This window comes from Salinibacter pepae, assembly GCF_947077775.1.
In the GTDB taxonomy this organism is placed as follows: domain Bacteria; phylum Bacteroidota; class Rhodothermia; order Rhodothermales; family Salinibacteraceae; genus Salinibacter; species Salinibacter pepae.
This window is the reverse complement of the sequence record NZ_CAMTTE010000001.1, coordinates 2,650,307-2,665,196: the sequence shown is the minus strand read 5'-3', so window position 1 is coordinate 2,665,196 and position 14,890 is coordinate 2,650,307. Positions and strand designations below refer to the sequence as shown.

Annotated in this window: 11 protein-coding genes; 7 read left to right on the top strand and 4 right to left on the bottom strand. The window is 68.0% G+C overall.

What is annotated here, in order from left to right:
* The first annotated feature begins 11 nt into the window (after positions 1-11).
* Positions 12-1,577: an SDR family NAD(P)-dependent oxidoreductase gene (locus OJA40_RS11050; protein WP_263810646.1), complete on the top strand. Its 1,566-nt coding sequence runs from the start codon at positions 12-14 to the stop codon at positions 1,575-1,577.
* Positions 1,578-1,837: 260 nt separating this feature from the next.
* On the top strand, positions 1,838-2,440 hold the full coding sequence (locus OJA40_RS11045; protein WP_263809511.1) for a DUF2231 domain-containing protein: 603 nt from the start codon (positions 1,838-1,840) through the stop codon (positions 2,438-2,440).
* 16 nt (positions 2,441-2,456) lie between these two features.
* Here OJA40_RS11045 and OJA40_RS11040 read toward each other — a convergent pair whose 3' ends face one another.
* From OJA40_RS11040 to alr, 4 genes are all read right to left on the bottom strand, one after another.
* Complete coding sequence (locus OJA40_RS11040) at positions 2,457-4,688, bottom strand: alpha-ketoacid dehydrogenase subunit alpha/beta (protein WP_263810645.1); 2,232 nt, start codon at positions 4,686-4,688, stop codon at positions 2,457-2,459.
* Positions 4,689-4,988: 300 nt separating this feature from the next.
* Positions 4,989-6,449, bottom strand: coding sequence for a sensor histidine kinase (locus tag OJA40_RS11035; RefSeq protein ID WP_251941221.1), 1,461 nt, complete (start codon positions 6,447-6,449; stop codon positions 4,989-4,991).
* Between the two features lie 52 nt (positions 6,450-6,501).
* Complete coding sequence (locus tag OJA40_RS11030) at positions 6,502-7,215, bottom strand: response regulator transcription factor (protein WP_112903136.1); 714 nt, start codon at positions 7,213-7,215, stop codon at positions 6,502-6,504.
* Between the two features lie 166 nt (positions 7,216-7,381).
* Positions 7,382-8,560 carry an alanine racemase gene (gene alr, locus OJA40_RS11025; RefSeq protein ID WP_263810642.1) on the bottom strand — a complete coding sequence of 393 codons (1,179 nt, stop codon included), beginning with the start codon at positions 8,558-8,560 and terminating at the stop codon, positions 7,382-7,384.
* A gap of 279 nt (positions 8,561-8,839) precedes the next feature.
* Between alr and OJA40_RS11020 the strand changes: the two genes are divergently transcribed.
* From OJA40_RS11020 to otsB, 5 genes are all read left to right on the top strand, one after another.
* The gene (locus OJA40_RS11020) at positions 8,840-11,179 is read left to right on the top strand and encodes a S9 family peptidase (protein WP_263809515.1); all 2,340 of its coding nucleotides are present in this window, start codon (positions 8,840-8,842) and stop codon (positions 11,177-11,179) included.
* 12 nt (positions 11,180-11,191) lie between these two features.
* The gene (locus OJA40_RS11015) at positions 11,192-12,148 is read left to right on the top strand and encodes a glycerophosphodiester phosphodiesterase family protein (protein WP_263810640.1); all 957 of its coding nucleotides are present in this window, start codon (positions 11,192-11,194) and stop codon (positions 12,146-12,148) included.
* A 54-nt stretch (positions 12,149-12,202) separates the two neighbouring features.
* On the top strand, positions 12,203-12,523 hold the full coding sequence (locus OJA40_RS11010; protein ID WP_208427086.1) for a hypothetical protein: 321 nt from the start codon (positions 12,203-12,205) through the stop codon (positions 12,521-12,523).
* A gap of 206 nt (positions 12,524-12,729) precedes the next feature.
* Entirely contained in the window at positions 12,730-14,094 is a 1,365-nt protein-coding gene (locus OJA40_RS11005) for an alpha,alpha-trehalose-phosphate synthase (UDP-forming) (protein ID WP_208427085.1), read from the top strand.
* Positions 14,095-14,191: 97 nt separating this feature from the next.
* Positions 14,192-14,890, top strand: coding sequence for a trehalose-phosphatase (gene otsB, locus OJA40_RS11000; protein WP_208427084.1), 699 nt, complete (start codon positions 14,192-14,194; stop codon positions 14,888-14,890).

The window sequence follows — 14,890 nt, the reverse complement described above, 5'->3', positions numbered from 1 at the left end:
CTGCTCGTTTGATGCCTCTCTTCACTCCGGACACAGACGACACCGCCGTCGGGGCGTGGTCCCACCAGTGGGGGCCGCTCCTGCTGGCCCTTCCGGATGCACTGCTCCTGTGTGGGGGGCTGGTTCTCGGGTACGCCGCCTGCTCTGGGGGCGAGGCGCTCCCGCACGGGACCGAATGGGGCACGGCGGCTGTCCTGGGCGTGTACGGGACTGCATTGGTGGGCAGCGGCGCCTACCGCCTGTCGCCCCGGCAGACGGACGTGTCGGACCTGTTGCGCCTGGGGGCGGCGCTCCTCGGCGCGTGGGGCGGGACAGTCGCGCTGACCTACGTGATCGACCCGGCCGCCGTGCCGCCCCGCAGCGTCCTTGCGGTGCTGGGCGCCGTCGCCCTCATCGGCATTCCGGGCGTTCGGGTGGGGTATCGGGGGCTTCTCGCCATGCGGTCCGCCCCGCCCGACCGTTCGGTGCTCGGCGTGTCCCCCTCCCCCGCGCGCCTGGAGGACCTCGTGCCCCGCGACCCGGTGGCCATAGACCGGGCCGCCCTGCGCGCCGCGCTGTCCGACCGCACCGTGCTCGTGACGGGGGCGGGCGGGTCCATCGGGGCGGAGCTGAGCCGGCAGCTGCTGGCCCTGGCGCCGTTCCGGATCGTGCTCGTGGACGTGAGCGAGCGCAACCTCTACCGGCTTGAGCAGACCCTGCGGGCCGACGGCTATGGCGGCGACCTGGACCTGTGCATCGCCGACGTGCGCGACGCCCCCCGGATGGACGCTCTTCTGGCCCACCACCCGCCGGACGTGGTGATCCACACGGCGGCCTACAAGCACGTCCCCCTCATGGAGCGCCATCCCGCCGAGGCGTTCCGCAACAACACGCAGGCCTCCGTCCAGCTCCTTCAGCTCTGCGAGCAGCACGCAGTGGACCGGTTCGTTTTTGTGTCGACCGACAAGGCCGTCCACCCGTCGAGCATCCTCGGGGCGACCAAGCAACTGGCCGAGTGGTACATGCGCACGGGGCCGGCCTCGACGCGGTGCACGACGGTCCGCTTCGGAAACGTCTTCGGGACGGAGGGGGGCGTCGTGCCCCGGTTCGAAGACAAGCTTGCCGCGGGCGAGCCGCTCCCCGTGACCCACCCGGACATGGAGCGCTACTTCATGAGCCCGGAGGAGGCCTGCGGCCTTATCCTGCACACCCTCCTCCTCGACGCCGTCCCCACCTACAGTTTTCGAATGGGGGATCCCATTCGCATTCAGTGGCTGGCCGAGCGCCTGATCCAGCGCCACCACCCGCACGTCGACCCCGAGACGATGATCGAGTACGTGGGGCGGCGCCCCGGCGAAAAGCTCAGCGAACAGCTCGTGCGGGACGACGAGACGGTGCGTCCCACCGAGCACCCAAACATCCTCGGCCTGGACGGGCCGGCGCCGCACACTCGTGCCGTGCTCGACGCCCACCTCCAGCGGCTCCGGGCCGCGGCGGCCAACGAGTCACGGGCCCGGCTGCGGCACCTGCTTCTGGACACCTGCCCCGGCGGCCGGCGCCAAACGAACGGCGCGCCGTCGTCCCCCCTCGGGTCGTAGGGGCCGAGCGCACTGCTCCGCCGCGTCGCCGGCTTTCACCGACGCCGGGCCCGAACGTCAACCCGGTCGCGAGCACCCCTTTTCCCCGAGTCTCGACGCGGGCCGTTTTTACCGGGGGAGCCCAGGGCAGTCACGGAGTCCGGGCCCGTTGCGCTCCGGCCGGACAATGTCGAGTTGATTACGATCTGCGGGAACCATGTTTTCGCGACGGCGGGTTTTCAGAAGCGTTAGCGCCACCTTTGAAATCCGCTCATCCCGCCGTGGTCCCCGACTTTCTACTGCCCGAGTGGGTGCCCAACGCACATCCGCTCATCGTGCACTTCCCCATCGCCCTCATCTTCGTGGCCATCGCCGCCGACGCCCTCGCCCTGTGGCTTGGGGAGCGCTGGGAGACGGGCCAGGAGGTGGCGACGGGGCTCTACGCGGCGACGGGGCTGAGCGCAGTCGTAAGCTACTACAGCGGGACCTGGGCGATCGACACGGTTTCCATCGTGACGCCCGGCGCCGCCCAGACCCTGTCGGCGCACTCGTTCTGGGCGTGGTACACGATGGTCTCGACGAGCGGGTACGCCCTCCTTCGGGCCGCCGGGCTCTTTATTCCCTGGGTCCGGACCCGGCGCGCCGCCCATGCCGTCCTGTTCCTCCTCGGGCTGGGGACCCTGGTTCCGATGCACGAGACCGGGGAGAACGGCGGGGCTATGGTGTACAAGCGGGGCGTCGGCGTCACGCGCACGCAGGAAATACCGGCCCCGTCTTCTCCCGCCCCGGATTCCACGCGCCGGGACACGGTGCACCGGGACACGGTGCGGGTTCCCGCGCCGGCAGCAGGCGGCTCATCCGCCCCCGGCGCCGGGGCCCCGTAGCCCCGCCGAACGGATTTTAAAACGCGGCGAGGTCACGCGCCGCCTCCAGAATGCCCTCGTCGCTCGGCAGCACGCTCCGCTCCAGGGAGTGAGCGAACGGAATGGGCGTAAACTCGCCGGCGACGCGGCGGATGGGGGCGTCGAGGTACGTAAACGCGTCGTCGGCGATCTGAGCAGAAAGCTCGGCGCCGAAGCCGATGAACTCGTGGTCCTCGTAGACGACGAGCGCGCGGTTCGTTTTTCGGACCGACTCCAGAATCGTCTCCGAGTCGAGCGGCACGATGGTGCGCAGGTCGACGACCTCCACGTCCACGCCCTCCTGCGCCAGCTCCTCCGCCGCGTTGAGCGACTTCTGGGTCATCATGCCGTAGGTGATGATCGTCATGTCCGAGCCCTCGCGGGCGATGCGCGCCTTTCCGAAGGGCAGGGTGTAGTCCTCCGGCGGCGTGGGGGTGCGGGCCGACGCGGCGCGGTAGAGCGCCTTGTGCTCCAGGAAGAGCACCGGGTCCTCCGAGCGGATGGCGGTGGCGAGGAGGCCCTTCGCGTCGGCGGCCGTGGAGGGGAGGGCCACCTTCAGGCCCGGCGTATGGCCGAAGATGGACTCGATGTTCTGCGAGTGGCACAGGCCGCCGTGGATGTAGCCCCCGCAGGGCACGCGGACGACCATCGGGCAGCTCCACTCCCCGTCCGAGCGGTAGCGGAAGGGCGCCACCTGATTGCGCAGCTGCTGCATCGCCGGCCAGATGTAGTCGGCAAACTGGATCTCGACGACCGGCGTGAAGCCGCTCGCGGCGTACCCCACCGCGGTGCCAATGATGGACCCCTCCGCCAAGGGGGAGTTGAAGCAGCGGTCCCCGCCAAACTCGTCGGTGAGGTCCTTGGTCGCGGTAAAGACGCCACCCTTGTCGCCCGCCACGTCCTCGCCGTACACGATGACCGACTCGTCACGCGCCATCTCTTCCTTGAGCGTGCGGTTGATGGCATCGACCATCACCATCGGCTCGGCGTCCTCGTCGAGGTCGTCTTCGGAATTGTAGTCGAGGCCGAGGTCGCCCTCGAAGAAGACGTGGTCGCCGGCGGTCTCCGGGGCGGGGTCGTCCTGCCGTTTCGCCCACTCGGTCGCCTCGTCGACCTCTTCGTGGACCTCCTCCTGCAGGGCCTCGGCATCCGCCTCCGCCAGAATGCCTTCGCCGATGAGGGCCGCCTCCAGGCGGTCAATGGGGTCGATCTTGCGGTCGGCCTCCAGCTCGTCGGGCGTGCGGTACTTGGTGTGGTCGTCCGAGGAGGAGTGCGGCAGCAGGCGCACCACGTCGGCCACGAGACAGACCGGCCCCTTGCCGTCGCGGATGTGTTGGATGGCGGCCTGCGCGGCGGCGGCACTGGCGAAAAGGTCGGTCCCGTCCACGCGCATCCGGCTGAGCCCCTCGTAGCCCGCGGCCAGCTTGTAGGGGGTGCCGCCCGCGGTCTGCTCCTCGATGGGGACGCTGATGGCGTACTTGTTGTCCTGCACCAGAAACAGGGCGGGCGCCTGCTCGCGGGCCGCCCAGTTGAGGGCCTCGTGGAAGTCGCCCTGCGAGGTGGCCCCGTCGCCGCACGAGATGTACACGTAGCTGTCCTCCCCACGCTGCTGAATCCCAAACCCGAACCCGACCCCGGGGTTGAACTGCGCCCCGACCGACGAGGCCGTCGTCATGACGTTGAGGTGCTTCAGGCCGAAGTGCTCCGGCATCTGACGCCCCCCCGAGTTCGGGTCGTCGGCCTTGGCGAGGTGGGCCAGCAGGGCCTCCTTTGTCGTCATCCCGAGGGAGAGCGCCATGCACAGGTCCCGGTAGTAGAAACAGAACCAGTCGTGGCCGGGGCCCTCGCCGGGCCGGGAGTAGCGGCTGAGGGCCGACTGCACGGCTTCGTGCCCGGCACACCCGATGTGGAAGTGTCCCTCCCCCTGCTTGAGCAGCGTCATCATCTTTTCGTCGAGCCGCCGCGAGAGCATCATCGTGCGGAGCCGCTGCCGCAGGTCGTCGGGCTCAAAATCGGCGGGGGACAGCTCGTCGACCTCGATCGATCCGTCCGACGTGATGGACGGAATCTGGGGGATGGCCGCGTGGCCGTCCCCGTGCATGAGGTTTTCGGCCGGAATCTCCTCCGCGGCCGTCTCCACGCCCCCCGCCGCGCCGGACGGCGAGGACGATGCATTCGTCTGAGTGTCACGGTCCGAGTCGTTCGTGTCTTGCATCTCGGGTGTAGCCATTGGTCGAAGCCAGCTGGATGAGTCGACACGGCGTCGAGCGCCAAAGGATCCCCTTCCGCCGTTCGTCCCCGCCTGCCTCCCGCCCATGCGTTCTCTAGGACGCCATGACCGCCATGGGGGCGCGTACTGCGTCACCCCCACTTGAAAGCGCTTCCGGAGCGTCCGTTCTCCGGGGGAGAGAGGGCAAGTCCCCCATCTCCTGGAGTATACAAAATTCTCGGGACTCCAAAAAGCCCCCTGCGGCGGCCGGTCGGGAAGGCAGGGCGACCGCGCAACGACGGCCGCAGGCCACACGTCGGGCTACGCCTCAACGGCTTCCGGCTCGGGCTCGTAAGGAAGCTCAAACCAGAATCGGGTCCCTCGTCCCTTGGTGCTCTCGACGTGGATGTCTTCGCCGTGGGCCTGCAGGATCTGCTTGACGATGCTGAGCCCGAGCCCGGTTCCCCCACTCTCGCGGGAGCGGTCCGGGTCCACCCGGTAGAAGCGTTCGAAGATGCGGTCGAGGTGGTCTTCGTCGATGCCCTGCCCCGTGTCCACGACCTCCACGCGGACCTTGTCGAGGCGCCGCTGCACCCGGCACCGCACCGACCCGCCCCCCGTGTAGGCGATCCCGTTCTCGATGAGGTTGGTCAGTACCTGGCGGACGCGGGAGCGATCGGCGTGGACGAAGAAGCGCGACACGTCGGCCTCCAGGTCGAGCCCCTTTTCCTCGGCCTTGGGCCGAAGCATCTCGGCCACCTCGTCGACCAGGTCCTTCAGGTCAAACACCGACCGGTTGATGAGGTCCTCCTTGTACTCAAGGCGGGCAATGTCGATGAGGTCGTTGAAGAGGTTTTGGAGGCGGTTTAGGTTGGTGAGCGCCTTCTCGGAGTACATCTTCCGCTGCTCGTCGTCGAGCCCGGGCGTCCCGAGGGCCTCCAGGTACCCACTGATGGAAAAGATCGGGTTGCGGACCTCGTGGGAGACGTTGCCGATGAACTCGCTCTGCAGCCGGGTCATGCGCTCCAGCTCTTCGATCTTCTCCCGGAACGTGTCGGAGGCCCGGTTGAGGCTCTCGGCAAGGTCCTGAAACTCCGCCGCGCGGGACTCGACCTGAATTTTGCCGGTCAACTTTCCATCCGCCACCCGGCGGGCCGTTTCGCTAATGCGGGTGAGGGGGGTTGTGACCTGGTAGGCCGCGATGAAGCTGCCGATGAGGGCCAGCACGAGTGCCAAAATCATCCCCAGCACGAGCACGACCTGAGAGCGCTGGGCCAGCGAGTACAGCGGCGGGGGCGGCTGGCCCACCTGCACGATCAGGTTCGCGGAGGGGCGGTAGAGGGCCGCAAGGAAGAACTGCTGCCCGTCGTCGGGGTTGTGCCGTGCAAACCGGACCGTCTCCTCCGTCATGTTCCGGAGGGCCGACACCTCGACCAGCGTGTCGGCCGGGAACGGGGGGGCCGTCTGCGGGGAGAGGCGGTAGGTCGTGTCGGGGGTAACGAGGGCGACGTGCAGGTCTTGCAGCTCCGTCAGGTTGTCCACGATGCGCCCACGCCGCACCGGGTCCGGCTCCTGCTCCGCCTGCACCGCAATCCGGTCGGCCTGGTCGTGGAGCGTCTCCTGCATGGCCGTCCGCATCTCTCCCCGGAGGACCAGCATCACGTACAGCCCCACGCCCACGACGGCCGTGCCCACGAACAGGGCAAACGTCAAGACCATCCAGGTCTGCGTGGAGGCCCGGCGGGGCAGGAGCGCGTCCCGAATCGACCGAACGAAAGACATACGGCGCAGGCAAGAGCCAACTCCCGCGAATCACAGGCGAACCCCGATGGGACTACGCTTCGGCCGATTCCTCCTCCTGCACGAACCGGTACCCAACGCCCCGAACCGTCTGGATGTGCTTGGCGAAGTCGCCCAGCTTCTCGCGCAGGTTCTTGATGTGCGCGTCCACGGTCCGCTCGGTCACCATCATCGCGTCCTTCCAGATGGTTTCCAGCAGCTGCTGGCGGGTAAAGGCCTTGCGCGGATGGCGCACCAGGTAGCGAAGCAGCTCAAACTCCGTCAGGGTCAGGCCCAGGTCCTCCCCGTTCAGTTCCGCGCGGTACTCGTCCTCGTAGATCTTGAGGCCGTCCACTTCGAGGATGCTGCTCTCCTCCACGCCGGAGCGCCGGAGCACGGCCTTCACGTGCGCCACGAGCACCTGCGGCGAGACGGGCTTGGTGAGGTAGTCGTCGCCCCCAAGCATCAGGCCCTCAATCTGGTCCTCCTCTTCGGTCTTTGCACTCAAAAAGACAATGGGAATCTCTTCGGTCTCGACGCGGTCTCGGAGCTCTCGACACACCTCGTAGCCGTCCACGCCGGGAAGCATGATGTCCAGGACGATCAGGTCGATTTTTCCGGAGGCCGTCTCGAGGGCCTCCTCCCCATCGAACGCCGTGTGAACAGTATATCCTTCCTCCTCAAGAAAATGACCTACGACTTCGACGACATCTTTTTCGTCGTCAACGACGAGAACATCGATGTCGCTGGGGTCGGCAGTAATGGGCATTGGTTATAAGGGGATTAATGAGTAGAAATAAACTTTTATAGATCGTTCTGATCGCAGATCGGGAACGAACGATTCATTCGCCTTACATCCTATGCGACAGCCACAGGATGGGATGCAGCATCTGCATTGTGACTGCCGACTTAAATGTAACGATAGCGTGTATCGTTCAGCCCCCCGACGCGGTGGGCCGTGTCAGACGGGACGGAGCCCGCATGTCGTCGGTGCCATTTTCGTCGATGCAATTTACGTGCCGTCGGGGCACACGGGGGGACACCCCGCACAGAATCTCGTACGGGATGGTGTCGCTCCACTGGGCCACGTCGTACGCGGTGGGCCCGGCGGGGCCGAACAGGACGGCCTCGTCGCCCCGGTCGACCCGCGTGGCCGGGGCCTCGTCTGGCGGCCCAAGATCCACCATACACATGTCCATGCAGATGGTGCCCACGATGGGACACGAGGCGCCCCCAATCCGCACCGAGGCGCGGCCGGAGCACCGGCGCGGGTAGCCGTCGCCGTACCCGATGCCTAGCGTCGCGATGCGGGTCCGGCGCGGGGCCTCCCACTGCGCCCCGTAGGAGATCGGCGTGCCGGCCGGGACCGTCTTGAGGTGGGTGACCCGGGCCGCAAGCCGCATCGCCGGACGCAGGTCGAGGCGGGCGCTCAGCTCCGGGGTCGCCGCCAGGCCGTACAGCGCAATGCCGCTCCGGACAAGGGACGCGTCGAAGTCGTGGGTGGGCGCCCCGATGGTGAGGAGCCCCCCGGTGTTGGCCGCATGCACGTGCTCGACGTCCACGTCGACCGCGTCGACGACCGCCCGAAAGCGATCGAGTTGGGTCTGTGCAAACGAACTGCCGGGGGCGTCGGCCGTCGCGAAGTGGGTCCACAGCCCGGCAAGGCGGACGCCCGGGGCGTCGGCCAGGCGCCTCATCACCGCCGGCACGTCGTCGGGGGCCAGCCCGAGGCGCCCCATGCCCGTATCGACCGTCACGTGGACCCGGAGCGGGGCCTCCGGCGACGCGTGCCGCACGACCGCGGCCGCAATATCGGCCGAAGGGACGGTCAGGTCGAGGTCGTATTCGGCGTACCGCGGCAGCTGCGTGGGGGCCGGGGCCCCCAGAACAAGAATGCGTCCCCTGTGCCCGGCCTCCCGCAGGTGCACGCCCTCCGGCAGCCGGGCCACGCCGTAGTGACGAATCCCCGCCTCGTGGGCCGCCCGGGCCACCGGGCGCACGCCGTGTCCGTACGCGTCGGCCTTAATGATGGCCATCACGTCGGCCCCACCGGCTCGCTCCTGCAACACGCCCGCGTTGTGCCGAATGGCCGCCAGGTCTACGGTGGCGGTCACCGGCGCGGCTCCGACTGTGTGGGACGACCGATCGATGGCAAAAGGGCGGGGCTGCGCGCGAAAATGAGCGAGCAGACGCATGATAGGGGTCCACCCGGACGATGGTTCCCAACGCTCCCAGCCCCGATGGCCCGACGGACGTGTTCGCCGCGGCCGCCGGCCTCGCAACCCACAGGGCGCCGACCAGTTGAGTCAACCGGCGTTGCAAATGCCCCACGAGACGAATATGTTCTCGGCAGTCGTGCCGGTCATTTCTCCCTCACCCGTTGCCCTTCCTTGATGATGCGCCGCATCGCCCTTTCGCTCGTCGCTCTTCTGGTGCTCTCCGCCCCCACAGGTCCTGTGCAGGGGCAGGACGGCCCCGAGTTTACCCTCGAAAGCATCCACGCCTCGGCTACGCTCCGCGCCAGCACCTTTCAGGGCGGGAAATGGGCGGACCAGGGCCCGGTCATCACGTACATTGAGGCCGCCGACTCCGCCGACGCGACGCACCTCATGCGCTACAACCTGCGGACGGACGAGCAGACGCGGGTGATTGACGGGACGACCCTGTACGCGGGCGATGTGGACCGGGTCGTGCCGATTGAGGACTATACCTTTGGCCCGGCGGGCGACAAGGTGCTGATCTACACGGACTCGAAGGAGGTGTGGCGCGCCAACACGAAGGGCTACTACTACGTCTACGACCTGGAAACCCAGACGCTCACGCCGGTCTCCGACCGCGATGCGGGCTACCAGATGTTCGCGAAGTTCAATCCGTCGGCCACGAAGGTGGCCTTCGTCCGGAACCGAAACCTGCACGTCGTGAACCTGACGACGGGGACGGAGACGGCCCTCACGACGGACGGCGACGAGGGCACCATCATCAACGGCACGTTCGACTGGGTCTACGAGGAGGAGTTTGGCGTGCGTGACGGCTGGCAGTGGGGCCCAGACGGCCGGCGCATCGCGTTCTTCAAGCTCGACGAGTCCGGGACCCGCTCGTTTCCGCTGATGAACAGCACCGCGCGCTACCCGGACCTCACGACGTTTCGCTATCCGAAGGCGGGCGAACAGAACAGCGAGATCAAGATCGGGGTGGTCGACCTCGCGGCAGTCGACACCACCGCCCGGGGCCAGCCGCAGGCGATCCGGTATTTCGACACCAATACGTGGAACGCCGGGGGGCGGACGCACGAGTACCTGGCCCGCATGGGCTGGACCCCCGAGATCGACGGCACACACCGGGTCTGGATATACCGCCTCAACCGGAACCAGAACGTCCTCGATCTCCTGTACGGCCACCCCGAGACCGGACGCACGGAACCGGTCCTCCAGGACACGCAGGATACGTACATCGACGTCACGGACGACAAGCTCACCTACCTCGACGGCGGCGAGCACTTCGTCTTCCTGTCGGAACGGAGCGGGTACAACCACGCCTACCTGTACCGCACCGACGGCACGGAGCTGGGCCCAATCACCGGGGGCGCGTGGGAGGTGACGCAGTTCCATGGCGTGGACACGGAGGCCTCGACGGCCTACGTCAGCGGCACCCGCGACACGTCACTGGAGCGGCACCTCTACGCGACCGACGTGTCGTTCGACCCGCACGAGGCGGCCCCGCCCGCCCGCAAGGTGACGTCGCGACCGGGGTGGCACGCCATCAACCTGTCGACGGACCGCGACTACTACATTGACCGGCACTCGGCGGCGGGCACCCCGCCCTCCTGGGCCCTCCACGAGGCGTCCGGCGACCGCCTCACGACGCTCCAGGCCAACGACACGCTCGCGGAGCGCCTTGACAGCCTCAATCTTCCCCCGAAGCAGTTCACGCGCCTCCCGGGGGCCGACGGCACCGCCCTCAACGCGTCCATCATCAAGCCCAACGACTTCGACCCCGCCCGGACGTACCCGGTGCTGATGTACGTGTACGGCGGGCCCGGCGTGCAGACGGTCACCAACCAGTGGGGCAGCAGCCGGCAGCTGTGGCACCAGTACCTGGCCCGAGCGCACGACATGGTCGTCGTCAGCGTCGACAACCGGGGCACCGGCGGGCGTGGAAAGGCGTTCCAGGACGTGCCGTACCAGCGCCTCGGCCAGCCGGAGGCGGCCGACCAGATCCGCGCGGCACAGGCCCTGGCCGACTCCGCGTGGGTCGACGACGCCAACATCGGCATCTGGGGCTGGAGCTACGGCGGGTACATGACCCTCATGTCCATGCTGACCGAGGAGGGCCCCTCCACGTTCGATACGGGCGTCTCGGTGGCCCCCGTCACCGACTGGCGGCTCTACGACACCATCTACACCGAGCGCTACATGTCGACGCCCGACCAGAACGCAGACGGCTACAAGAACGGCGCCCCACAGGCCTACGCCGACCGCCTGCGCGAGGACCAGAACCTACTGATCGTGCACGGCGACGACGACGACAACGTGCACTTCCAAAACAGCGTCCAGATGGTGAACCAGCTGCAGTCGGCCAACAAGCAGTTCCGGTTTATGATGTACCCGACCCACGAGCACGGCATTGCGGGGGGACGGACGCGACTGCACCTGTTCACCATGATCACCAATCACCTCACCGAACACCTGTCCTCCGACGAAACCGCCCAACAAGCCCAACAACACGCGAAATAGCCTCCCCCCACGATGACGCCGGCCCTACTGCTCTCCCTCCTCGCCACAGTCGGGATCGGGATGCCCGCCCCCGCAGGCGCCGCCCCTCCCCCCGACTCGGTGGCCCCGCCAGAGGCCTTCGACCTGCAGGGCCACCGGGGCGCCCGCGGCCTCGCCCCCGAAAACACGATTCCGGCGTTCCGTCGGGCCCTGGCAGTCGGCGCGACGACGCTGGAGATGGACGTTGTGATCAGTGCCGACGGGGCGGTCGTCGTGTCGCACGAGCCGTGGATGCACCCCGACATCTGCACGCTCCCGTCCGGGGCCCCGGTGCCTGAAGGCGACGCACGCGGGCACAACCTCTACCAAATGCCGTACGTCGACATCACACGGTACGACTGCGGGCGGCGACGACACCCTGACTTTCCCCGGCAGGCCCCCCAGCCGGCCGTCAAGCCCCGCCTCCGCGACGTGATTCAAATGGCGGAGACCTACGTGGTGGAGCACGACCGCCCCCCCGCGTTCTACAACATCGAGATCAAGTCGCGGCCCGCGTGGGACGGAACGTTTCATCCCGAGCCGGAGGCCTTCGCGCAGCGTGTCCTCGAGGTGGTGCGTGGGCGTGGCGTCGCGGCCCGGACGACGATCCAGTCGTTCGACGAACGGGCCCTCCGAGCGGCCCGGCGCCTGCGTGGGGACGCGGACCCGGCCGTGGAGCTTGCCCTTCTGGCAACGGACGGCACGGCGGACGCCCTCCCGGACCAACTCGACGCCCTCGGCTTCGTGCCGGCCGTGTACAGCCCCGCCCACACTGCGGTCGACGCGGGGCTGCTGCGGGCCGCCCACGACCGCGGGCTCCGGGTGGTCCCCTGGACCGTCAACGAGCGCGATACGATGCGCCGCCTGATTCGCCTCGGGGTCGACGGCCTCATTACCGACTACCCGGACACCGGCATGGACGTCGTCGAGGCCATGTCCGCCGGCGAGTGACCCTCTTCCGGCCTTCCGGCGCTCCCCATTTCTAATTCATTCCCCCTTTCTTCCATGACACGCGACGGCCCAGACACGGACGCCCCAGACACGGACACGTCCGCCGAGCGACACTACCGGACCTGGACGGTTCTTGCCCCGCTCGGCCTCCTGGCCACCGGCCTCGGCGCCAGCGGCGTTGGGCAGTCAACCCTCCTCAAGGGCCGCGGCGCGCCAACCTGGAAATGGGTGGCCGCCGGCACGGCCAGCCTCGTGGCGCTCAACGCCGGCCTGTGCCTCTTCGGCGACGCCATCAAGCACCGCGCGCTCTACGAATGGGCGCACGAGCAGGAGGCCGCGGCCGACGATGCCGGGCGTGCGGAGGGGCTCCAATGAGGAGACGACGGGACGGAGGATCCGCCAGGGGACGTCGACCGCGGCGGAAAAGCACCCGCCACGGGCCTTGCCTTCGTTCGTCCGCACCGGTATGCTGGTAGCGCCCTGTCGCCGTGCGTGACGCCCACGCGCGCCCCGACCGTCGCTTCGGGCGGGCGGGTCCGGGGCCTGATCACTGCTTCTCTGACCACGCAGCCCCCATCGCCTTGAGCCTGACTGTAGTCGCGAACCGTGTCCCCATTCGACAGACCGACGACGGCTGGGAAACGTCGGTGGGCGGCCTCACCACTGCCCTCCTTCCCGTGCTCGAAGAGGAAGGGGGGATGTGGGTAGGCATGGGCGAAGACCCGGACCTGCCCGAGCGCCAGGAGTACCCGGCCGACGATCCCGACTTTCTCGTGCGGCGCGTGCCCCTGAGCTCGCAGGAACTTGAGGGGTACTACTACGGCATGGCCAACCAGATCCTGTGGCCGCTGTCGCACTACCTGATCCAGCACCTCAACCTGGACGACCAGTTCATCGAGACGTACCGCCAGGTAAATGAGCGCTTCGCCGAGGCCGTCCTCGCGGAAACCGAGACGGGCGACGAGGACGTCATCTGGATCCAGGATTATCACCAGATGCTGTCGCCCACCCTCATCCGGCAGGAGCGCCCGGACGCCACGATCGGCCACTTCTGGCACATTCCGTGGCCCGCCATGGAGATCTTCCGCATCCTGCCGTGGTCGCGCGAGCTGCTGCGCGGCATGCTCGGCTGCGACCTGATCGGCTTTCACGTGCAGGAGTACGTCGACAACTTCATCGAGAGCGCCGCGGTGCTGCTCGGCGCCGAGGTCGACGGCCACCGCGTCCGGCACAACGGGCACGAGACCCGGGTGGAGGCCCACCCCATCGGCATCGACGTGGACCGCTTCAAGGAGATGTCCCGGGACGACTCCATCGAGCAGGACGCCCAGAAATTCCGCGAGCGCCTCGGCTCCGACCACATCGTCATCGGCATCGACCGGCTCGACTACACGAAAGGCATTCGGTCGCGCATGCTGGCCTTCGAGAAGTTCCTAGAGGAGAACCCCGAGTACCACGGCAACGTGAGCTTCTTTCAGATCGCCACCCCGAGCCGCACGGAGCTGGAGTCGTACCAGCAGATCCGACGTGAGGTGGACGAGGTGGTGGGCCGCATCAACGGCCGCTTTGCCCAGGACAGCTGGGTGCCCGTCAACTACCGCTACCGGACGTACACGCAGTACGAGCTGTGTGCCTTCTACCGGGCGGCCGACGCGGCGCTCATCACGCCCCTCCGGGACGGCATGAACGTGGTCACTCAAGAGTTCGTCACCGCCTCGCAGGACGGCGTGCTCATCCTCTCGGAGCTGACCGGGGCCGCCTACCTGCTGCCGGAGGCCGTGCAGGTCAACCCCTACGACCACGGCGGCGTGGCCGGCGCCATCCGCACCGCCCTCGAGATGCCGACGGGCGAGCGCGAAGAGCGACTCGCCGGGCTCAAGGACACCATCGAGACCCTCGACGTGCACAACTGGGCGGGCAACTTCCTGGACTCGATTCAGGAGTGAGGCGTGAATACGCGTATTGCGTAGCGCGTATTGCGCAATGCACAGGGCAGTTTGTGGAAAACACGAAATACGCAATACGAAATACGAACGGACTCCCATGCCGCCCGTCGTCGATTTCCCGCTCTTCTTTCTGGACTACGACGGCACCCTTGCCCCCATCGTGGACGACCCGGCCGCGGCGGTGCCCCACCCCGAGGCCCCGGGCCTGCTCCGCGACCTCGACGCGCAGTTCCCCCTCTGGATCGTCACGGGGCGCGACCTGCAGGCCCTCTCCTCGTTTCTCGACCGCCCGTACTCGGCGATCGGGCTGCACGGGGCGCAGGAGGGCGTCGTGGGCCGCGACGCCCACAGCCGCATGTCGGACGCCGCCGCCGCGGCCCTCATGGAACTCCGCGAAGCCGTGCCGTCGGTTGACGGGCTCCGGGTGGAGGACAAGGCGCGCTCCTTCGCGGTGCACTACCGCGAGGCCACGGACGAGTCCGGCGCACGGGAACAGCTCAAGGGCTGGCTCGCCGACCTGCCGGACGTGTTGGACGCCATTTGGGGCAAGAAAGTGGTGGAGCTCCGGCCGGACGGGTTGACGAAGGGCACCGCCGTGCGCCGCATCGCGGCACAGCACCCCGATCGTGTGCCCGTCTACATCGGAGATGACGTAACGGACGAAGACGCCTTCGCGGCGCTCCAGGGGATGGACCGGGACGCCGTCACCATTAAGGTCGGCCCCGGCGACACGCGGGCCAACGCCCGGCTCGACGGCCCCGACGCCGTCATGGCGTACCTGCGCCGGTACGTGTAG

Bases quoted from the DNA above. Each gene is read 5' to 3' on its own strand.
- OJA40_RS11020 (WP_263809515.1), top strand. From the start codon at position 8,840: ATGATGCGCCGCATCGCCCTTTCGCTCGTCGCTCTTCTGGTGCTCTCC.
- otsB (WP_208427084.1), top strand. From the start codon at position 14,192: ATGCCGCCCGTCGTCGATTTCCCGCTCTTCTTTCTGGACTACGACGGC.
- OJA40_RS11030 (WP_112903136.1), bottom strand. From the start codon at position 7,215: ATGCCCATTACTGCCGACCCCAGCGACATCGATGTTCTCGTCGTTGAC.
- OJA40_RS11050 (WP_263810646.1), top strand. From the start codon at position 12: ATGCCTCTCTTCACTCCGGACACAGACGACACCGCCGTCGGGGCGTGG.
- OJA40_RS11015 (WP_263810640.1), top strand. From the start codon at position 11,192: ATGACGCCGGCCCTACTGCTCTCCCTCCTCGCCACAGTCGGGATCGGG.
- OJA40_RS11040 (WP_263810645.1), bottom strand. From the start codon at position 4,688: ATGGCTACACCCGAGATGCAAGACACGAACGACTCGGACCGTGACACT.
- OJA40_RS11010 (WP_208427086.1), top strand. From the start codon at position 12,203: ATGACACGCGACGGCCCAGACACGGACGCCCCAGACACGGACACGTCC.
- OJA40_RS11035 (WP_251941221.1), bottom strand. From the start codon at position 6,449: ATGTCTTTCGTTCGGTCGATTCGGGACGCGCTCCTGCCCCGCCGGGCC.